The sequence below is a fragment of the Saccharibacter sp. 17.LH.SD genome, from assembly GCF_009834805.1.
Classification (GTDB): domain Bacteria; phylum Pseudomonadota; class Alphaproteobacteria; order Acetobacterales; family Acetobacteraceae; genus Saccharibacter.
In genome coordinates, this window is the sequence record NZ_WVHO01000002.1 from 34,583 (window position 1) to 54,802 (window position 20,220).

Here is a 20,220-nt window from a genome sequence, read left to right on the forward strand (position 1 = left end):
TTAAAATCCAGTTGAGGCGGTGAAAAGTACAGCGAATCCTCCGCCAATGTAATAATTAGGGCTTTGGCCAGCAATGAGGGTGCCGTGTCGACCTCGGGTATCGTGCGCACTAAATTGAGTGGAACTCACACCAGAAAGATAGTGTTGATTTGTAATATTGAGGAAATTCAACCTCATTGTGGGGTGATGAAGCTTACTAATATTATTAAAGCGGTAGCCCACGCTTAAATCGGCCGTGATAAAGGAAGGCATGCGCTCGTCATTCATGAAGGTCGCATATTGTCGCCCCGTGTAATGGGCGGTGAACATACTAAAGAAATGGCCGTCATCGTAATGAAGGCCTACAGCCATTTGAACAGAGGGGCTGCGGATGGCTTTTTTCCCTTTTGTGGGGAGATAATCTCCGTTGGAGGGAAGATCGTTATCAATCGTGGCGTGTAGATACTCAAAAGAGGCATAAGGACTGATATGATGCCAAGGGCGTGTTCCTAGTTCGATATCAACGCCGCGTGATGTCTGCCCCCCAGCATTGATAGTGTAAGAGACGGTACCGGCATTATTTTGTGTCGTCACTTGGCGATGGGTAAAGTTATAGTTGAAGAATGTTATGCTGCCGGTGATCCATTCTCCTGTGCGGCGATAACCAAATTCTTCAGCGATAGAATACTCATTTTTGATATGTCCCGTGCCTGTTCCAGCCAATGCAGATGAGGTGAGAGAGTAGGTGTCATAATAAGCAGTGACAGCAGGAGCACGAAAGTTTGTTGTTGCGTTGAGGAACAGTTGATCTTTCTGGGTGATATTCCAGCGAAGGCCTAAGCGAGGTAGGGGCTCTGAGCTGTTGTTGGTAACTCGATATTGGGGGCCAGGCAGGTTATTAGTGCCCCAACGTGAGAGCATGACTTCTTTAAAGCCGACATCAATGGCCAGGCGGTCTTTAAGAAAAGACATGTGGTCACCAATGAAGATAGCATTCACTTGTGCCATTGTGTGAAAGCTCGCCGCGAGCAGGGGGCTTCCGTCATTTAACAAAATACGGTCGCGTTTTTTATCTCCCCAAATGTTTTGTGAATAGCCGTTACTATCCACAGCGGTATAGGGAGATTGTTCGTTATCATCGGAATAATCATACCAGTAACCGAGGACGAAATCATTCCATCGATAATGAGCATGAAGCGCCATATTGACGCCGGATCGGTAGCTACGTTGAGTATAGTCGTTTCGAACAGTCGCCGTACCATCTTGAGCGTCTGGGAGATTTAACGTGCCGGTAATGGGTTGCGTGCCGAGGTAGTTTCCTGTGGTGGACAGGCTGGTTCCCGAAGGGGCATTGCCATAAGCGCTTTGCCCATAGGGCGTGATATCAAGGGAGACATGTTGGCTGAGGGTAAAATGCATGGGAGCGCCGACATAGAGGGTCTCCTCAGGGTCGCGCCATAATTTCCAATAATCACTGCCACCAGCACTATCGTTGGCGTCATAATGCTTGGCAAAATTGTTGTGAATGCCGAGTCTGTGCCAGTCATCTAAAGATGTATGAGGATAATAGCTGGTGATGGCGCGGTTCCATGAGCCTAAGAGGCTCACATGATTATCATGCCCCCATTCTTTGAGAATTTTGAAATCTATATGATCTCGGTTGTCATTACCGGCACCACGCCAATTGTCAGCATGGGTGTTGGAGTAGGAGGCAAAAGCTCGGACACCACTACGGCCGATTTCTCCTGTTTCAAGGCGGACAAAACCACGTCGTGCGTTATGAGAGCCGTAAGAAAAGGAAGCATTTCCACCAGGTTTAAGGGAGGGGTCTAGAAAGTGAAGTGACATTAGTCCGCCGGCAGCATTGAGGACAGGACTATTAAGATCAGCGGAGCCTTGTTGAAGACTGACTTCACTGTAATTCTCTGTGTCAGCGAACTGGTTAGGGTAGCCGCCATAATAAGCGACATCATTAAGCGGCATGCCTTCAAGGACGTAGCCAATGGCATCACCATTGAGGCCACGGACGGTCAAATTAGTTTGCGGAGAGATTCCAAAAGGGTCAGATGTTGCGACGTTTGCGCCGGGCACCATGTTGATCAGCTGGAACGCACTGGCTCCTGGGGGTTGGGTATCCATATAAGCGCGCTCAATCGTGCTGCGAGCTTGGGTCCCATGTTGAGGGCGAATAAGACCGCCACCATCAGGAAGGTTGTGAGAAGTATGAGCGATAATATGCTCACCACCAGAAGTGGGCGGGAGAGAAGAGTGGTGGGTTTGGTGGTGATGGTTTTCTTTGGCCCAGGCCGAATGATAAAAAACGACTAAGCATAATGTGGTTGAGAGGGTCAAAGAGGCACGCATTGTAGAAGAATCTTCTCCTCAGTTACGATGGGGAAGATCCGGCAAAGAGCGTCAGTCCAGGGTAGAAATATCCATGATAGGAAGCACAGATATTGGGTAGCATTCCTGTCCCTTCGCCGGTGTGAACCGGATCAGGTTCAAAGGGTTCGGGCATAGCCGTCTCAGCCCTACATGATGTAGGACGCCCCTCGGAGTGAAATATTTCTATCGAATACGTTCTTGATTGTCTATTAAGGGACGGTATTTTGATAGGCTCGTGAAACGTATTGGTATTTCTGTGTCTTGCAAGACACAGGGGAAGAGCCGATATCTGTTGGTATAGAGTGTTTTTACTCTGAAATGGAGGCTGCATGCCGATCGTCGCGCCCAGTATTTTGGCTTCTGATTTTTCCAATTTACGACAGGAAGTGAGCGAAGTTGCATCAGCTCCTTGGCTGCATTTGGATGTTATGGATGGGCATTTTGTGCCGAATGTTTCCTTCGGGATGCCGGTTATCAAAGCATTACGTCCGCACAGTAAAGCCAAGTTTGACGTGCATTTGATGATAGAGCCTGTTGATCCTTTTTTGGAAGCGTTCGCGAAAGCGGGTGCGGATCATATAACGGTGCATGTGGAAGGGAATCCTCATCTTCATCGCACATTGCAGACGATTCATTCATTAGGGTGTAAAGCAGGGGTCGCTATTTGTCCGGCGACGCCGCCAGAAGCGCTCTCTCAGGTGATGGATCTCGTTGATATTATTCTGGTGATGACGGTTAATCCAGGATTTGGTGGACAGAAATTCCTTGAGAGTCAGCTCCCTAAGATTCGAACGCTCGCCGGAATGATTCGTCAATCAGGTCGTGATATCGTGTTGGGTGTTGATGGCGGGATTGATGCAGCGACAACGCCGCGCGTTACAGAGGCTGGTGCTACAATGCTCGTAGCGGGGTCTTCTATTTTTGGTAAGCAAGATCGCTCGGCGGCGATAGCGGCGCTTGAGCAAGCATCGGTAGCTTCTGTGATCTGATGGTATTTCGCAATTGCTGGCGTCGCCTAAAAGTCATGGCGGCGTCATTGCCGATGCGGCGTAAGACTTCATTTTATCCTGTTTTTTTATATCGTGATTCAGGACAGGGGGACATCGACCAAGGAATGAGATTGGTCGGTGGTCGCTTTCGTATTGGTTGGCATGATTATTTCCTCCCTTACCGGGGAGGTTGGCAGGGTAACTGGCCTCCAGAGGTGAAGCGTTGGCTTTATAGTTTCGTTTGGTTACGGGATTTACACGCACTTGGCAGTCATGAAGCGCGTCTAGCCGCGCGTACTTTAATTTCAGCATGGGCAGAGAATGCTCCCAATGATTCGATTGCTCAGGAAGGGCCGGTGATGGGGATGCGACTGGCAAGCTGGCTGGGACATTACGAATTCTGCTTGATGACAGCTACGGAGGAGACCCAGCGTCGGGTTATGGAGGTCATCCGGCATGAAGGGCGTATCCTTGCGGCGTTACTCCCTTTGTCTCCTCAAGGGTGGAGAGGCTTGGCGGCGTTGCGAGGCCTGTTAGCGGCTTTTATGGCCGTTCCAGAACAGCAAGGTTTTTTCTTAAGGTATCAGCGTTACTTTCCCGCCGAAATGGAGCGTTTGATTTTAGAAGACGGGATGGTGGCAGACAGAAGTCCTGAGGCGCAGTTTCAATGTGTGCAGGAATTGTCATGCATGATGGCAATGTTTAGCGCCCTACAGCTGGAGCCGCCGCCTTTATTGCCTGTTATGTTGGCAAAAACGTGCCCCGTGTTACGTGCATTATGTCATGGCGATGGTAAATTTGCTGTCTTTAATGGCTCGAATGAACGTAGTGCCGAAGATATTCAAGCGCTTTTGGATCGTGCAGAACGATATCGTGTGATTGCTACGTCATTGCCCAAAGGGGGTTTTGTTCGGCTGGCTCTGGGTAAATCGATGCTGTTTGTGGATGCTACTCAGCCCCCAGCACGTGGGTTTGATCGTGCAGCTCACGCAGGGACATTATCGTTTGAATTTTCCAATCAACAGAATAGAATTTTTGTAAATTGTGGTGCGTGTTCTGAGCAGACATGGCAACAAGGTTTGAGAAGTAGTGCTGCACATAATGTGTTGGTTGCTGACGAGATATCATCGTCAGATTTTGGAGCGGATGGCCATATAACGCGCCGCCCAGCGCATGTAGAATGTGTGCATAAAAGTACAGAAGAAGCCCATTGGCTCGATCTTTCCCATGATGGTTATTACCCAGCCCTAGGGACTGTGTGGTCGAGGCAGCTTTATCTTGGGCAAAATGGCGAGGATTTGCGAGGGTCTGACATCGTAGAAGGTGAGCGTGACGTTCGTTTTGTTATACGTTTTCATATTCATCCGGATGTTCGTGTCGTTCAGGAAGATGACGATGTGATTTTATATGTTGCAGGGGAAATATGGCGTTTTCGGCAAGTTGGTGGCGTCATGTCTGTGGAAGAAGATTTGTATGTAGGCCGTGGTAAGCCAGAAAAGACGTATCAAATTGCTGTGTCGTCGCGTGGTGGGCGTGACATTGAAGCCGATGATGAGGGGGTTACGAAACGACGTCAAAAAGTGACATGGTTATTAGAGAGAGTGCCAGATTGAAAATTCTCGAGGTCACGAATGTTGATTTTGCTCTGAGGCATTTTGTTTTGCCGGTGATGCGTGCGTTGCGTGATGCAGGGCATGACGTTCAGGGCGTGTGTGCTGATGGACCAGAGCTTCATTACGTTCGTGAGGAAGGGTTTGTCGTTCATACAGTGCCGATGGAGCGCTCTCTCTCGCCTATTGCTCAGTTGCGGGCTGCCGTTGCTTTATGGCGTTTATTTCGACAAGAAAAGCCAGATATGGTGCATGCTCATATGCCCATTAGTGGTGTTTTAGCTCGTCTCGTCGCGTGGGGCTGTGGTACATCGTGCATTGTTTACACAGGGCACGGCTTTTTATTTCATCAACCTGGGCCGTTATGGCGGCGTGCCTTAGGATGGGTGATGGAATGGTGTGCGGGACAGGTAACGGATATCTATTTAACCGTGTCGCAAGAGGAGGCTGTTGCCGCGCGGCGTTTGGGGCTCCATGCGCATCCAATAGCGATTGGGAATGGGCGGGATCTATCTCTTTTTAAACCCAATCCAGAAGCTCGACAGCAAGTGCGTCAGGCTTTTGGTCTTGATAACCATAAACCCGTTATTTTGATTGTTTCTCGTCTGGTGCGCCATAAGGGTTATCCCGAATTACTGCATGCTATGACAGCTCTTCCAGAGGCGGAATTATGGATTGTGGGGAGCCGTTTGGACAGTGATCATGGGGAGGATTTAACGCCTCTTTTCCAGCAAGCGCGCAGGGATTTAGGCGATCGTCTTCGGCTTCTTGGAACGCGGGACGATGTGGCTCTGTTAATGGCTGCTGCGGATGTTTTCATATTGCCTAGCCACTTTGAGGGACTCCCCATGGTAATTATTGAGGCCATGTTGTGTGGCTTGCCTGTTGTTGCGACCAATATTCGCGGTGTACGAGAACAAGTTGTAGAAGGCGAAACGGGACTGCTTGTGACGCCAGGGCTAAGTGCTCCTTTGGCACGAGCTCTACGGTGGTGTGTGGATCACCCTGATGACGCACAAAAAATGGGGCGAGCTGGGAGAGAGCGTGCATGTCAGCTCTATAGCGAAGAGAGTGTCATGGCTCGGCTGGTGAAGATATTAACACGATAATGTCTCTGACAAGAAAGGAGGGGGATGGGAATTTCCCCTTCTCCCTTCTTCTTTTCTTTAGCTAAGACGAACAAGAATGTGTTTTTTCTTCCCCGATGAAAGCTTCAGCGTTCCGTCATGAAGGTCATTTTGCGTGACGAGGTGATTTTCGTCATGAATCACAGTGTCATTCAAACGTGCGCCACCACCACGAATAAGGCGCCTTGCCTCCCCACCACTGCCAGCGAGACCTGCCTCTGTGAAGAGTTTGAAGGCTGGAATTCCTTGGGTAAAGAGTTCGGCTGAAAGCATTTTCTCTGGTAATGCGGCGACGCCAGCTCCTTGCTCGAAAACAGTGCGGGCTGCTTCTGCAGCTTCTTCCGCGGCAGCACGACCATGACAAATAGCTGTGGCTTCTGTAGCGAGTATTTTTTTGGCGTCGTTAATAGCTGCTCCTTCAAGAGCCCCTAGACGTTCGCACTCATCAACAGGGAGATCTGTGAAGAGCTTTAGAAAGCGGCCCACATCAGCATCTTCTGTATTGCGCCAAAATTGCCAATAATCAAAAACAGGGAGTTTTTGAGCATTAACCCATGTTGCTCCACCGGCAGACTTACCCATTTTGGCACCGGAAGCTGTGGTAACAAGCGGTGTTGTTAGGCCGAAGAGGCGGGCTGAGTCAGTACGGCGCCCTAGATCAATTCCAGAAACGATATTGCCCCATTGGTCTGACCCACCAAGCTGTAAGATAGCCCCATGACGGCGATAGAGTTCTCGGAAATCGTAGGACTGTAAGATAGAGTAATTAAACTCTAGGAAAGTAAGACCTTGCTCACGTTCCAGTCGCTGTTTGACACTTTCAAAAGAGAGCATACGACTAATGGAAAATTGAACCCCTACATCTTGCAAAAGTGAGATGTAAGAAAGGCGATCAAGCCATTCAGCATTGTTGGCGAGAAGGCATTTCCCGTCATCAAAATTTAGGAATTGGCGTAATGACCCTTCAATTCCAGCAAGATTATGGGCAATCGTGTCTGCCGACATGAGGGAGCGTGCTTCATCTCGGAAAGATGGATCACCAATCTTCGCCGTGCCTCCCCCTAGAAGAGCAATGGGGGTATGCCCATGCTTTTGGAGCAGACGTAGCGTCATGATTGCCAATGCATTGCCGACATGCAGGGAATCAGCCGTAGGATCAAAGCCGACATAGGCTGTGATAGGCCCTGCCAGCATAACCTCATCAAGTCCCTCAAGGTCGGTGCATTGAAAGATCATGCCACGAGCCTGTGCTTCCTGTAGGAAGGGGCTTTTCAGCGTGGGGCTGTTGGACATGGGGAATATATCTTTCGTTGGGTATTAATTAACCAGCAGCTTCAGCAGGAGCAGTAAAGAAGCTTTGACGGGTGAGGACATGGTCTTCAAGAGCGTCGGCAATTTGTATCGCGTGTTGTGAGAAAATATGATCTGCCTGTTCAATAATACGGTAATCAACCGTCACATTTTTTTGGGTATTGAGTTTATCAACGAGCTTACGAATGCCACTCTCTGGGGCCATCGTGTCTTTACCGCCAGCGATCATTAGTCCGCTGCATGGACAAGGGGCAAGAAAACCAAAGTCATAATCATTGGCTGGAGGAGCGATGCTGATCCAACCGCGAATTTCTGGGCGCCGCATCAGGAGTTGCATCCCAACAAAAGCTCCGAAGGAATATCCAGCAATCCAGAGTTCAGATGAATTAGGATTGACCATTTGCATCCAGTCTAGTGCTGCGGCTGCATCGGAAATTTCACCAATTCCGCCATCATAGCGCCCCTGAGAACGCCCAACGCCACGTGAATTATAGCGCATGACAGAAAAACCCATCTCCTGGAAGCGGCGATACATCGTGTAGGTGATGCGGTTGTTCATGGTGCCCCCGTGGAGTGGGTGAGGGTGAAGAACCAGAGCAAGCGGGGCATTGGGGTTTTCAGAATGGTGATAATGACCCTCAAGGCGCCCGTCAGGGCCAGCAAACATCACTTCAGGCATGCGTCTCTCGTTTTATAGTGTGTCCTTACTGCCATCTAATTGGACAGTAGGAGGACATGGAACTGACTAAAATCATTCTGGCAGTCAAACCGTCAGAATCAGCGTAGAGGAGGGAGAAAATGCCCTCCAGGATGTACAAAGGCGTTGTATATCGACTTCCGTAGGCTCATTTCTACCAAAATCGACTCTTTCTTTATGGTTTTCCGTAATTTCCTTTCGCGATCTTATGGAAGAAATGGGCTCAGGGTGGCCCTTTCTCTGGAGAAGAGGGCAGAGCAAGACTGAGGTTGGTGCATGGCAAAGAGTTTTTCATCTGCAATTTATCTGGATGCGAATGCGACGGAGCCCCTGCGTCCCGAAGCACGTGAGGCGACGATGGCTGCGTTGGAGCAGGGGGGAAATCCATCTTCTGTGCATGCTGTTGGTCGGGCTGCCAGAGCGTTGCTGGAGGATGCACGTAAATGTGTGGCTCGTTTTGCCGATCGATCAGCTGAATGTTGTGTGTTTACGTCGGGCGGTACAGAGGCAGACACATTAGCTATTCATGCGTTGGGTCACTCTATCGGAAGGCAGGTGCTGATTGGGGCAACGGAGCATGATGCTGTCCGTAAAGCAGCGCCCGAAGCGGGCATTGTGCCTGTCGATGAACAAGGCATTGTCAAGCTAGACGTGTTACGTACGATGTTGGATCAGGTTCCGTCTGCACTTGTGTGTATCATGGCAGCGAATAATGAAACGGGCGTTTGTGCGCCGCTTGAGGATGTGGCTGCCATATGTCGCGAGAAGGGGGCTTTGCTGCATATTGATGCAGTACAGAGCGCTGGGCGTCTATGTCTTTCTCAGGAGGCTATGGCAGGAGCGAGTATCGCGCTTTCGGGCCACAAATTGGGTGGGCCCAAGGGGGCAGGGGCTTTATTACTCCCAGATGATGCGCCACTCTCTCCGCTTCTACCAGGAGGCGGCCAAGAGCGTGGTCGTCGTGGTGGGACACCTGCATTGCCTGCAATTATGGGGATGGCTGCAGCATTGGAGGCCAGTCAAACCCAAGATTGGGATAAAATTGCTCAATGGCGGGATGACGTGCAGCAACGAGCCCAGGACGTTGAGGCTGAAATTGTAGCAGCTAATGTTACACGCCTCCCAAATACGCTTAATCTTATTTTGCCAGGCGTTTCATCTCAAACACAGTTGATGATGCTGGATCTGGAAGGGTTTTGTGTGTCGTCTGGTTCAGCGTGTTCTTCCGGTAAAGTTTCTGCCTCTCATGTTCTTCAAGCAATGGGTTTTAGGGAGCAAGCAGGACAGGCGCTTCGGATTTCTTTGCCGTGGAATGTAACGGAGGAAGAGGTTGTGGCTTTTGCTGAAGCGTATCAACGGATGGCTAAGAGGTTAAAAAAGTAAGGCGCCATGTCATGATCTATCTTGATTATTTGGCGACAACGCCTTGTGATCCTGTCGTTGTGGAGACCATGCTTCCGTGGTTTGCGCAGGATTTCGGTAATGCGGGAAGTCTCCATGCGGCGGGCAGAAAAGCCCAAGCAGCCGTAGAGGAAGCCCGGCAGAGTGTCGCTTCTCTTCTAGGGGTGCATGAGAGAGAGATTATTTTCACGTCTGGGGCGACTGAAGCCAATAATATGGCCATTAAGGGAGCTGCGCGTTTTCTGAGACAACATGGCGATTCACGTCGGCGGGTTATTACTGTTGCGACGGAACATAAATGTGTCTTGGAAGCAGTAAAGGATTTGGAAGGTGAAGGGTTTGAGCCGGTTATTCTGCCTGTAGAGGGAGATGGGCGTCTCTCTCCTTTTGTGTTGGCAGAGGCGCTGCGTGACCCTCCATTGCTTGTCAGTATTATGGCGGCGAATAATGAAACGGGTGTGCTCCATGACATGCCATCTCTGGCACCGCTCGTGAAAGAAGCGGGCTCTTTACTTCATGTGGATATGGCGCAAGTTGCTGGGAAGATTCCTTTTGATTTGTCCTTGGTGGATTTAGCGTCCCTGTCGTCTCATAAAATCTATGGCCCTAAAGGTGTTGGTGCTCTTTATGTGCGGCATCGTCCGCGTGTTCGCTTACAACCGCTTTTTTCTGGCGGAGGACAAGAGAGGGGATTAAGATCGGGAACGCTGCCTGTGCCGTTGATCGTTGGTTTTGGTTATGCTGCGCAACTGGCTCACATGAAGCAATCGGAAGAATCGTCACGCCTTTCTCTGTTGCGTGATCAATTGGTTCAGAAACTGTGCGATGGGTATCCAGAATGTGTGGTGAATGGCGGCGCTGCTCCGCGTTTACCAGGCGTTGTGAATTTACGTTTGCCTAAGGGTTTTATCGCACGTGATGTGATGGCAGCGTTGCCTGATATTGCTTGTTCGACGGGTTCGGCCTGTACAGCAGCTTCGGGCGTGCCTTCTTATGTGCTTGAATCGATGGGGCTTTCCGAGGCAGAAGCACAGCGAAGCTTGCGCCTGTCGGTCGGACGTTTTACCTCGGGGAACGATATCGACGATGCTGTGATGCAATTCCGCGCTGTGTTGGACGGTCAAGCAACATAGTCGAATGGGTAAATAAACAGTTGAAAGAGAGTGTGTGTTACGATGGCTCGGATGATTTTTGTTGAACGTGATGGTACGCGCCGTGAAGTTGATGCTAAAATTGGTTTGTCGGTGTTAGAGATTGCTCACGAGCACGACATTGATCTGGAAGGAGCCTGTGAAGGTTCTCTAGCCTGTGCAACGTGTCACGTGGTGGTTGATCCTGCATGGGCGGATAGATTGAAAGAGGCCACGGAAGACGAAGAAGATATGCTGGATCTGGCTTTCGGGCTCGAGCAAACGTCACGTTTGGGTTGTCAAATTGTGATGACGGAAGAGTTAGACGGTTTGGTTGTTTACCTTCCTAAAGGAAACTGAGACGATTATGCGTATCCTCGTGGCTATGTCGGGTGGTGTTGATAGTTCTGTTGTTGCCGCTTTGTTGAAACGACAAGGCCATGAGGTCATTGGAGCAACGCTTCAACTCTATGAGCAGAACGGTCCAGCGCGACCAGGGGCGTGTTGCGCTGGGCGGGACATCATGGATGCTCGGTCGGTAGCGGATCGGATGGGCTTTCCCCATTATGTTATTGATGCAGAAAGCCGTTTTCGTGACAGTGTGATTGAAAGCTTTGCTGATTCTTACGCACGTGGTGAGACGCCGGTGCCCTGTGTTGCGTGTAATCAGGGTGTTAAATTCACGGATTTGTTGGGGCTAGCGCGTGAGCTTGGGTGTGAGGCCATGGCAACAGGCCATTATGTCAGGCGTGTTGAAGGTTCTCAGGGTGTGGAGATGCACCGTCCTGTAGATCAGGAGCGGGATCAGACATGGTTTCTTTTTGCAACCACAAGAGAGCAGCTGGATTATCTACGTTTCCCTCTAGGGGAGATGCCCACTAAGGAGCATGTACGTGTTCTGGCAGAAGAATTTGGTCTCGATGTGGCAGCAAAGCGAGACAGCCAGGATATTTGCTTCGTTACGAATGGTTCTTATGCCAAGCTTGTTGAAGCGATGAGGCCGGAGATTGAAGGACCTGGCGATATTGTGGATGAGCAAGGCGTTGTGCTGGGACGACATGAGGGTGTAGCGCGTTATACTGTTGGTCAAAGTCGTCGTTTAGGCGATATTCATACAGCAACCGGTGAGCGTCAGGTCGTGGTACGTATTGATGCGGCACAGCGGAAAATTGTCGTTGGCCCGCGCCATAAGCTTACCTCAGAAGGTAAGCCCTGCAAAATAGTTCTACGTGATATGAATTGGCTAATTGACGCCCCCCCCGAAGGCGTGGTCTGTGGAGTGCAACTCCGGGCACGCGAATCCTTGCGAATCGCCCGCGTCATCCCCCGTGAGGGGACACGACATGCTGAAGTCCATTTGGATGCCCCGGCTCTTGCTGCGCCGGGCCAAGCGTGCGTGTTGTATGACGGGACGCGTGTGCTGGGAGGAGGGTTCATTCTTGCGGAGGGACGCTGAGTTTCATGGCCGGTCTGTTGCTTCTAGGGTCACGTCGCTATTCTTCTTGGTCTTTAAGGGGATGGTTGGCTGTGCGTTTAGCCGGCCTGGACGTATCAGAAGAGGTTATTCCCCTCAAGGGGAATGGCCAAACGGTAGAAATTCATCAGCGGTCTCCCAATCGTTTAGTGCCTTATCTTGAGCATGACCGTGCACAAATCTGGGAAAGCCTGGCTATTTGTGCCTATTGTGCAGAGATTGAACCGGCACTTTGGCCGCAAGATCGCGTGTCGCGTGCGCATGCATGGAGTGTGAGCGCGCAGATGCATGCAGGGTTCCGTGCATTACGGCAACTCTGTCCAATGGACATGGAGCGTCAACTTCAGCCTCTTCAAGGGCTTTCTTCTGAAAATGAGGAAGCGTTGAATAACGATCTCTCTTTGCTTGGCTTTACGTTAGAAAAGGCACTTACCCGTCAAGGTAAGGTAACGTCCTTTTTGTTTGGTGAAGCCCCAGGCGTGGCTGATTGTATGTATGCGCCAATTGCTTTGCGTATCGCACAATATGGGTTGGAGCCTTTTCTTCCCCCTGAAGTAGTGGCTTGGTGTCAGAGATGGCGAGACCATGCTTTGATGAGACTGTGGCAGGAGTTGAGTTATAAAGAACCAGCTGCCTGGCGTCTTGGCTATACGTGATGGGCTTTTTTCCGTTTTAAAACGGTTTTCGCGTCGCTCACGTCATCCTGATTCGAGGTGTTCCTGTTGATCGTATTTTGAGAAGAAAAGACTTTTTTCTGCAAGATATACGATGGATATTACCGCTTCTCACGATGATGTGGTTGGATAGTTTGTGAGTGTTTTTTCCGAAAATAGATCGGGATTTTTGCTACGACATTTTCTGAGGGTAACGGCTATGGCATATTTTTCTCAGCACCTTGATTCTATACCAAAACGTTCAGCGCTACGCACAGCCATTACCCAACATACGCGATATCCAGAAGAGCGCTGTATGGCGACTTTGCTGCCAGAGGCAGAACTGAGCAGCGAAGAAGAAAAGGCAGTAACATCCATTGCATTAGACCTCGCTCGTGCTTTGCGTGATAATCGTCATCCAGGATTGGTTGAAACGTTAGTGCAAGAATTTAGCCTCGCTTCTGATGAAGGGGTGGCGCTTATGAGCATGGCAGAGGCACTATTGCGGACGCCTGATCATGCAACGCGCGATGCACTGATTCGAGATCAGCTGAGTGTGGGGGATTGGTTGTCTCATGCTGGGCGTAATCAAGGCATTATCGTTAACGCAGCCTCGTGGGGGTTAGCGCTTACCGGTAAGATAATCGCACCAGAACATCGTGTTGGCGTTGTGCATGATTTGGTACGGCGTCGTGGTGAACCCGTTGTGCGTCAAGCTATGCAGTTCACAATGCAGATGATGGGTGGCCAATTTGTTCTTGGGCAGAGCATCTCACAAGCTCTCAAGGCGGCGAAGAAGCGAGAGGAATTGGGCTTCACCTATTCCTACGATATGCTGGGTGAAGCTGCGTTAGATCAGACAGATTGTGAGAAGTATCAGGCAGCTTATCATGAAGCTTTAGAGAAAATTGGGCGTCGCGCCATGGGAAATGGCATGCATGAGCGCCCAGGTTTGTCGATTAAGCTTTCAGCGCTTCATCCACGTTTTTACCGCTCTCAGCGGGATCGTGTTATGCATGAGTTGCTTCCAGTGGTGAAGCAATTAGCGCTTCGGGCTCAGCATTATAATATCGGCCTCAATATTGATGCTGAGGAGAGTGAGCGTCTTGAGCTCATGCTCGACATTTTAGAGGCTCTGTGCCGTGATCCTGATCTGGCAGGTTGGGATGGTATTGGCATTGTGGTCCAGGCTTATGGTCGTCGGGCTCCTTTGGTATTGGATTATATCATTGAGCTGGCTCGTGAGACGAAGCATCGCATCATGGTCCGGCTGGTTAAAGGCGCTTATTGGGATAGCGAAATTAAGAAAGCACAGGTGGATGGTGCGGAAGATTTCCCGCTCTTTACGCGGAAATGCCATACGGATGTGAGCTATCTGGCGTGCGCACGTAAATTGTTAAAGGCGACAGATGCTGTTTTCCCGCAATTTGCAACGCATAACGCACGGACGGTGGCGTCTATTTATACGATTGCAGGTAAAGATTTTTATCCCGGTCAGTATGAGTTTCAGTGCTTACATGGCATGGGAGAGGCACTGTACGGAGAGGTTGTTGGGCCGCATAAACTGAATCGCCCTTGCCGTATTTATGCGCCGGTTGGAACATACGATACGCTGTTGGCGTATTTGGTGAGACGTTTGCTTGAAAATGGGGCGAACTCTTCCTTCGTCAATTTGTTGGGTGATTCTTCTGTAACATTAGAAGAGTTGGTGGAAGATCCCGTTGCGATTACCCGCCGATTCAGCCCTGTTGGTGCTGGACATACAGGAATTCGGCAGCCGAAAGATCTTTTTGGTGAAGAGCGAAAGAATTCCGAAGGAATGGATCTAACGGATGAATCTGTTTTGCAGTCACTGCGGGATGGGTTATTGGCGCTGCCGGAGCAAATTGATGCTGTACCATTAATTCCAGGGCGGTCTCTTCAGGCACAGATCTTCCCCGTTTTCAATCCGGCGGATCGGAATGATCAGGTCGGTACCGTGCAGCGTGCGTCCGTTAGTGACGTTTCTCAGGCTGTGAAACAGGCTGAAGAAGCTTTCTCAACATGGTCAGCGAAAGAACCTGCTGAACGGGCTCTTATTTTAGAGCGTGCGGCTGATTTGTTAGAGAAAAATACGGTCTCTTTCCTTGGGCTTGCTGTGCGTGAAGCCGGGAAGTCTTACGCAAATGCTGTAGGGGAAGTACGTGAGGCTGTTGATTTCTTGCGGTATTATGCCGCGCAGATCAAACGTGACTTCAATAATGCAACGCATCGGCCATTAGGTGCGATTGTTTGTATTAGCCCATGGAATTTCCCTCTTGCTATTTTCTTGGGACAGATTTCGGCAGCACTGGCTGCGGGGAACACAGTTTTAGCAAAACCAGCAGAGGAAACGCCTCTTATTGCCATGCAGGCTGTGAAGCTCATGCATGAAGCCGGTGTGCCAGAGGATGTCCTGCAATATCTTCCGGGTGAGGGGGATGTTGGTGCCGCCTTGGTGGCTGATGAACGTATTGCTGGTGTGATGTTCACAGGGTCAACGGCTGTAGCGCAATCTATTGCACGGCAGTTGGTGGGGCGTTTGGGGCGTAATGGTCAGCCCGTTCCACTGGTGGCAGAGACAGGCGGTCTTAATGCCATGATTGTGGATTCATCAGCTCTACCAGAGCAGGTTGTTACGGATATTGTGACATCAGCTTTTGATAGTGCTGGTCAGCGTTGTTCAGCCTTACGACTGCTGTGCGTTCAAGAAGAAGCGGCAGAGCGTGTTGTTTCTCTTTTGAAAGGGACCATGGAGCAATTGCGCATTGGTGCCCCAGCTAAATTAGAGACAGATGTGGGCCCTGTGATTAGTGAACAGGCTAAGGCAGGAATTGTCGCGCATATTGAAGCGATGCGGGCGCGTAATTATGCGGTTCACGAAGCACCGATGACGGCGGAAGCAGAGCAAGGTTCGTTCGTTGCGCCAACGTTGATTGAGGTACACACAGTAGAAGATATTGGACAGGAAGTTTTTGGTCCTGTCTTGCATGTATTGCGCTATCCTCGCCGCGGTTTAAATGACCTGGTCGATGCCATTAACAATAGTGGTTATGGATTGACGTTTGGCGTGCATAGCCGTGTGTCTTCAACCATCAATCAGCTTGTTGAACGTGTTGAGGCTGGTAACGTTTATGTAAATCGCAATATTGTTGGTGCGATTGTGGGGGTTCAACCTTTTGGGGGGCGTGGGCTTTCAGGAACAGGGCCAAAAGCCGGTGGTCCACTGGCTCTGCGTCGTCAAATTGCTGAAGCTCCTCTAGTTCCATTGGCTCGGACGGGAACTCTTCCTGCGATGGCGCGTTCCTGGCTGCTATGGTTGGGCGTAGAAAATCGCACACTTGCTCAGAATGTGACGCCTTGGATGGAACATGGTCTTCTGGGTCAAACAGTGGAACTTCCATCTCCTGTCGGGGAAGCCAACACATATAGTTTGCAGCCTCGCGGGCGCATTTTAGCGATTGCAGAGAGTGATGAAGCTCTTAAAAAGATCGTTAGCTATGCGGTTAGCTGTGGCAATGAGGTGGCTTTACTCAGTACACCAGATGTTCTGAAGAGCTTTGAGACGATGCCTGATGTGCTACGTGAGGTGATCCGTCCGGTCACAGACAAAAGTGATATCGCGGCTTGCTCTGTGATTGTAGCGGAGAAACTCAATGGGCTTGTATGGCAGATTGTAGGGGATCTTTTGCAGGATATTTCTCAGTCTATCCCCATGGTGTATATGGCAGATGAGAAGACGTTACGGCCAGAGTTTCTGTTGGAAGAGAAGGTCGTGAGCACAAACATCGCGGCTGTTGGCGGTAATGCTCAATTGCTTGCTTTGATCTAAAAGAGATCGTTATCTCAGCAAAAAGCCCTCTTATTTAAGAGGGCTTTTTTATAGGCATACAATCATACGGTAGTATTATTTTTTGGTCACTAAATATTAATGAACTGAATTATCTCCTATTAATGGCGTTTGTCCGTTGTTTTGTATGGGATGCAGCCCGCTGGTGTTGCGGCACGCAGGAATTGTGCGAGTTCTCGAAAGGAGCTTGCTCGTGGGTCTGAGGTGCGCCACATGAGACTGATCGTGCGATAGGCTTCAGTGTCATCAAGCTCGCGCAAGGTAACGAGTCCTTCGAATTCGGAGCGATTCTTAAGGGCTAAGCGAGGAATGAGAGAAAAGCCTTCCCCTGCGCCGATCATATGCCAAAGCATTTCCAGGCTTGTGGCTAAACGCTGGTCTTGAGGGCGGAAACTGCTTGGGCAGATAGAGAGTGCTTGTTCGCGGAGGCAATGACCATCTTCCAAAAGAAGAAGATCTGAGCGCCCGAGATCGCTTACGGTGATCTTATCTTTGTGTGCTAGCTCATGGTTTTTGGGAAAGACAGCAATAAAGGGCTCTTTAAAAAGAGGTTCTTGTTCTAGAGAATCTGAGAAGGGAGTAGGGGCAAGAAAAGCAACATCCAAATCTCCCTGGCGTAATGATTGCACGAGGGGACTCGTTTGTTTTTCACTCAGACGCAACCCGAGTTGGGAATATTCCTGCCGTAGATAATTGAGAAGCCCAGGAATATAATATGGCCCAAGCGTTGGGATCACCCCAATATGGAGTAATCCATCCAGCGGTCCTGTATGGGCTCGAGCAACTTCGAGGAGATTCCGTGCAGAGGCTAGCACTTCGCGCCCGAGAGAGATGAGACGCGCTCCCTCCGGAGTTGGAGCGACGTGACGGCGTGAGCGCTCAAAAAGTGTGACATTGAGCAACTGTTCAAGTTTACGTACTTGCTCAGATAGTCCTGCTTGGCTGACGCCACATCGTTCCGCAGCACGGGAAAAGTTACGTAAGTCATCAACGGCGACGACGTATTCGATGTCCCTAAGAGAGAGACCGGAAAGTGGTACATAAGACATAGGCTATAGATAATCACAGTTATAGGCAGGGGGAAGGGGTTTAAAAAAGAAGACTTGCAGAAACTGATAAAGGTTCGCATTTAGTAAAGGGACCCGAGGGGTGGTGCACATCAAGGTAGCTTGTCAGCCACTCTTCTTGGTAAAGTCCTACAGCGTGGTTCGCCACGTTAGTGTGAGCAAGACAAATTTCTCATAAACGGGAGGGTTTCATGCCTGCTATCGGTTCCCAGGTAAAATCATTCGAAGCTGATGCGTTTCGCGATGGTAAATTTCTTAAAGTTTCAGATTCTGACCTACGCGGTAAGTGGTCTGTTGTGTTCTTTTACCCAGCTGACTTCACGTTCGTTTGCCCAACCGAGCTCGAAGATTTGGCTGAAAACTATGCAACATTCCAGAAGCTAGGTGTTGAAATTTATTCCGTTTCTACGGACAAGCATTTCACGCACAAAGCATGGCACGATACATCACCAGCGATTGGTAAAGTAAAATACACCATGATTGGTGACCCTTCAGGCCATATTGCGCGTAACTTCGATGTACTGATCAATGATGGCAGCCACGTTGCAGAACGTGCGACGTTCTTGATTGATCCAGAAGGTGCAATTCAGTACATCGAAATCACCTCTGGTGGTGTTGGTCGTAGTGCAGAAGAGTTGATTGATAAGGTTCGTGCAGCTCAGTACGTGGCGTCTCACCCAGGTGAAGTCTGCCCAGCAAAATGGAAAGAAGGTGGTTCCACAGCAACGCTGAACCCATCTCTCGACCTTATCGGTAAAATCTGATCCCTGTCACTTTTAACTGAGTGGTAGGGCCAGAAGAGGACAGCCTCTGGCCCTACCGCCAAAAGGGAGGGCGTGCCAATGATGCGAGGCGCGCCTTTCTCATCTCTGAGCCTGATCTTTCTGCTTTTGTTCTGCTCTCCAGCTTTGAGGAAATTGCATGTTAACTGACGATCTTAAAACGCAACTGAAGGGATATCTCCAGCACCTACGCCAAGATATCGTACTCGAGTCGTCACTAGGCGACGACGACAAGTCCCGCGAGATGCGAGATCTTCTTAACGAAATTTCCGAACTTTCTGACAAGGTATACCTTAAAGAGGGTGGCAATGACAAGCGACGTCCATCATTCTTGATCCGTCGTGTCGATTCTGATGTGCAAGTGTGCTTCGCAGGGTTACCTCTCGGTCATGAATTCACGTCTTTGGTTTTGGCATTGCTGCAAGTCGGTGGGCATCCACCGAAAATTGAAGCTGATCAAGTAGAGCAGATTAAGGCGCTGGATGGGGATTTCCATTTCGAGACCTATTTCTCTCTTTCCTGTCACAATTGCCCAGACGTCGTGCAGGCCCTCAACACAATGAGTGTGTTGAATTCGAAGATTCGTCACACGGCGATTGATGGTGCTCTATTTCAGGATGAAGTCGAGGCACGAGATGTGCGTTCTGTGCCTCAGGTCTTCCTTAATGGTGAGCCATTTTCCAGTGGGCGTATGGATCTTGAGCAGATCCTGGCGAAAGTTGATACAGCAGGGGCAGCTCGTTCAGCTGAAAAACTGAATGATGAGGCACCTTTTGATACATTAGTGATTGGTTCAGGTCCGGCGGGTTGTGCTGCAGCTGTGTATATGGCTCGGAAGGGCGTTCGCACAGGATTGTTGGCAGAACGCTTTGGCGGGCAGGTCAATGATACTTCTGGGATTGAGAATTTTATTTCTATCACAGAAACCGATGGTCCTACCTTGGCACGCAATTTAGAGCAGCATGTTCGTAGCTATGATGTACGTGTTATTACAGGGCAATTGGCAGAGAAATTGATCCCAGCTTCTGAAGAAGGTGGTCTGCACGAGGTTGTGCTCGCAAGCGGTGCGCATTTGAAAGCTCGGACTATTATTGTGGCGACAGGTGCACGGTGGCGTCAGCTTAATGTGCCGGGTGAAGAAGATTATCGTACGCGTGGTGTCGCTTATTGCCCACATTGTGATGGTCCATTCTTTAAGGATCGTCCAGTCGCTGTTGCTGGTGGCGGAAATAGCGGTGTTGAGGCGGCGATTGATCTCGCTGGTGTCGTCTCTCACGTAACACTCCTGCAATATGATTCTGAGCTGACTGCCGATAAAGTATTGCAAGAAAAAGTCCGGAGCCTACCGAACGTTAACGTCGTGGTGAATGCAAAAACCACCGAGGTTAAGGGAGATGGTAAGAAAATGACCGGCTTAAGCTGGGAAAATGTTAAGGATGGGACGACAAACAGCGTAGAGCTGGATGGTATTTTTGTGCAGATCGGTTTGTTACCGAACACGGAATGGCTCAAAGGTACGGTTGAGACATCACGTGTTGGTGAGATTGTCATTGATGAGCGGTGCCGTACGTCCATCCCAGGTATTTTTGCGGCTGGTGATGCAACGACAGTGCCGTATAAGCAGATTATTATTGCTTCCGGTGAAGGAGCTAAGGCCGCTCTATCTGCGTTTGATTATATTATTCGCGCATAATATGCGGTGAGCTGTTTTGTAGAATAAGAAAACATTAAAGGAGAGGGCTGATTC

15 protein-coding genes and 1 riboswitch are annotated in these 20,220 nt (G+C 49.8%); of the genes, 11 read left to right on the forward strand and 4 right to left on the reverse strand.

All coding sequences use genetic code 11. The features are described from left to right. Nucleotides 1-2,343, reverse strand: a complete 2,343-nt coding sequence (locus GS501_RS00775) for a TonB-dependent receptor (protein WP_160829998.1) — start codon at nucleotides 2,341-2,343, stop codon at nucleotides 1-3. Between the two features lie 90 nt (nucleotides 2,344-2,433). Next, nucleotides 2,434-2,542: riboswitch (TPP riboswitch) on the reverse strand. Nucleotides 2,543-2,693: 151 nt separating this feature from the next. On the opposite strand from GS501_RS00775, the gene rpe reads away from it, so the two are divergent. Genes rpe through GS501_RS00790 form a run of 3 tightly spaced genes read left to right on the forward strand, consistent with a single transcriptional unit; the run spans nucleotide 2,694 to nucleotide 6,072 of the window. Next, complete coding sequence (gene rpe, locus GS501_RS00780; protein WP_160829999.1) at nucleotides 2,694-3,353, forward strand: ribulose-phosphate 3-epimerase; 660 nt, start codon at nucleotides 2,694-2,696, stop codon at nucleotides 3,351-3,353. Continuing rightward, a complete protein-coding gene (locus GS501_RS00785) occupies nucleotides 3,353-4,966 on the forward strand; it encodes a heparinase II/III family protein (protein WP_160830000.1) in 1,614 nt (537 codons plus the stop codon). The genes rpe and GS501_RS00785 overlap by 1 nt, the downstream gene beginning before the upstream one ends. Beyond that, nucleotides 4,963-6,072, forward strand: coding sequence for a glycosyltransferase family 4 protein (locus tag GS501_RS00790; protein ID WP_160830001.1), 1,110 nt, complete (start codon nucleotides 4,963-4,965; stop codon nucleotides 6,070-6,072). The genes GS501_RS00785 and GS501_RS00790 overlap by 4 nt, the downstream gene beginning before the upstream one ends. Nucleotides 6,073-6,129: 57 nt before the next feature. Here GS501_RS00790 and tyrS read toward each other — a convergent pair whose 3' ends face one another. Together tyrS and GS501_RS00800 are read right to left on the reverse strand one after the other, a co-directional pair. Then, nucleotides 6,130-7,383: a tyrosine--tRNA ligase gene (gene tyrS / locus GS501_RS00795; RefSeq protein ID WP_160830002.1), complete on the reverse strand. Its 1,254-nt coding sequence runs from the start codon at nucleotides 7,381-7,383 to the stop codon at nucleotides 6,130-6,132. 28 nt (nucleotides 7,384-7,411) lie between these two features. Beyond that, entirely contained in the window at nucleotides 7,412-8,080 is a 669-nt protein-coding gene (locus GS501_RS00800; RefSeq protein WP_160830003.1) for an alpha/beta hydrolase, read from the reverse strand. A 294-nt stretch (nucleotides 8,081-8,374) separates the two neighbouring features. Between GS501_RS00800 and GS501_RS00805 the strand changes: the two genes are divergently transcribed. The 6 genes from GS501_RS00805 to putA all read left to right on the forward strand — a co-directional run bounded on the left by GS501_RS00805 (nucleotide 8,375) and on the right by putA (nucleotide 16,606). After that, the gene (locus GS501_RS00805; protein WP_160830004.1) at nucleotides 8,375-9,481 is read left to right on the forward strand and encodes a cysteine desulfurase family protein; all 1,107 of its coding nucleotides are present in this window, start codon (nucleotides 8,375-8,377) and stop codon (nucleotides 9,479-9,481) included. A gap of 11 nt (nucleotides 9,482-9,492) precedes the next feature. Further along, nucleotides 9,493-10,632: a cysteine desulfurase family protein gene (locus tag GS501_RS00810; RefSeq protein ID WP_160830005.1), complete on the forward strand. Its 1,140-nt coding sequence runs from the start codon at nucleotides 9,493-9,495 to the stop codon at nucleotides 10,630-10,632. A 42-nt stretch (nucleotides 10,633-10,674) separates the two neighbouring features. Then, nucleotides 10,675-10,989 (forward strand): ferredoxin family 2Fe-2S iron-sulfur cluster binding protein, encoded by a 315-nt coding sequence (locus GS501_RS00815; RefSeq protein ID WP_160830006.1) that lies wholly within the window; start codon nucleotides 10,675-10,677, stop codon nucleotides 10,987-10,989. Between the two features lie 7 nt (nucleotides 10,990-10,996). Further along, nucleotides 10,997-12,085, forward strand: a complete 1,089-nt coding sequence (gene mnmA / locus GS501_RS00820; RefSeq protein ID WP_160830007.1) for a tRNA 2-thiouridine(34) synthase MnmA — start codon at nucleotides 10,997-10,999, stop codon at nucleotides 12,083-12,085. A gap of 5 nt (nucleotides 12,086-12,090) precedes the next feature. Further along, on the forward strand, nucleotides 12,091-12,759 hold the full coding sequence (locus tag GS501_RS00825; RefSeq protein WP_160830008.1) for a glutathione S-transferase N-terminal domain-containing protein: 669 nt from the start codon (nucleotides 12,091-12,093) through the stop codon (nucleotides 12,757-12,759). 217 nt (nucleotides 12,760-12,976) lie between these two features. After that, nucleotides 12,977-16,606, forward strand: coding sequence for a bifunctional proline dehydrogenase/L-glutamate gamma-semialdehyde dehydrogenase PutA (gene putA / locus GS501_RS00830; protein WP_160830009.1), 3,630 nt, complete (start codon nucleotides 12,977-12,979; stop codon nucleotides 16,604-16,606). 119 nt (nucleotides 16,607-16,725) lie between these two features. On the opposite strand, the gene GS501_RS00835 is transcribed toward putA, so the two are convergent. Then, on the reverse strand, nucleotides 16,726-17,673 hold the full coding sequence (locus GS501_RS00835; protein WP_160830010.1) for a hydrogen peroxide-inducible genes activator: 948 nt from the start codon (nucleotides 17,671-17,673) through the stop codon (nucleotides 16,726-16,728). Nucleotides 17,674-17,882: 209 nt separating this feature from the next. Between GS501_RS00835 and ahpC the strand changes: the two genes are divergently transcribed. Then, on the forward strand, nucleotides 17,883-18,455 hold the full coding sequence (gene ahpC / locus GS501_RS00840) for an alkyl hydroperoxide reductase subunit C (RefSeq protein WP_160830011.1): 573 nt from the start codon (nucleotides 17,883-17,885) through the stop codon (nucleotides 18,453-18,455). A gap of 157 nt (nucleotides 18,456-18,612) precedes the next feature. Next, entirely contained in the window at nucleotides 18,613-20,166 is a 1,554-nt protein-coding gene (ahpF, locus tag GS501_RS00845; protein ID WP_160830012.1) for an alkyl hydroperoxide reductase subunit F, read from the forward strand. Nucleotides 20,167-20,220: the final 54 nt, after the last annotated feature.

Excerpts from the sequence above, each read along its gene's own strand:
- GS501_RS00785 (WP_160830000.1), top strand. The coding sequence starts at position 3,353 with ATGGTATTTCGCAATTGCTGGCGTCGCCTAAAAGTCATGGCGGCGTCA.
- GS501_RS00810 (WP_160830005.1), top strand. The coding sequence starts at position 9,493 with ATGATCTATCTTGATTATTTGGCGACAACGCCTTGTGATCCTGTCGTT.
- ahpF (WP_160830012.1), top strand. The coding sequence starts at position 18,613 with ATGTTAACTGACGATCTTAAAACGCAACTGAAGGGATATCTCCAGCAC.
- GS501_RS00800 (WP_160830003.1), bottom strand. The coding sequence starts at position 8,080 with ATGCCTGAAGTGATGTTTGCTGGCCCTGACGGGCGCCTTGAGGGTCAT.
- putA (WP_160830009.1), top strand. The coding sequence starts at position 12,977 with ATGGCATATTTTTCTCAGCACCTTGATTCTATACCAAAACGTTCAGCG.
- GS501_RS00835 (WP_160830010.1), bottom strand. The coding sequence starts at position 17,673 with ATGTCTTATGTACCACTTTCCGGTCTCTCTCTTAGGGACATCGAATAC.
- ahpC (WP_160830011.1), top strand. The coding sequence starts at position 17,883 with ATGCCTGCTATCGGTTCCCAGGTAAAATCATTCGAAGCTGATGCGTTT.
- GS501_RS00815 (WP_160830006.1), top strand. The coding sequence starts at position 10,675 with ATGGCTCGGATGATTTTTGTTGAACGTGATGGTACGCGCCGTGAAGTT.
- GS501_RS00805 (WP_160830004.1), top strand. The coding sequence starts at position 8,375 with ATGGCAAAGAGTTTTTCATCTGCAATTTATCTGGATGCGAATGCGACG.
- rpe (WP_160829999.1), top strand. The coding sequence starts at position 2,694 with ATGCCGATCGTCGCGCCCAGTATTTTGGCTTCTGATTTTTCCAATTTA.
- GS501_RS00825 (WP_160830008.1), top strand. The coding sequence starts at position 12,091 with ATGGCCGGTCTGTTGCTTCTAGGGTCACGTCGCTATTCTTCTTGGTCT.
- tyrS (WP_160830002.1), bottom strand. The coding sequence starts at position 7,383 with ATGTCCAACAGCCCCACGCTGAAAAGCCCCTTCCTACAGGAAGCACAG.
- GS501_RS00775 (WP_160829998.1), bottom strand. The coding sequence starts at position 2,343 with ATGCGTGCCTCTTTGACCCTCTCAACCACATTATGCTTAGTCGTTTTT.
- mnmA (WP_160830007.1), top strand. The coding sequence starts at position 10,997 with ATGCGTATCCTCGTGGCTATGTCGGGTGGTGTTGATAGTTCTGTTGTT.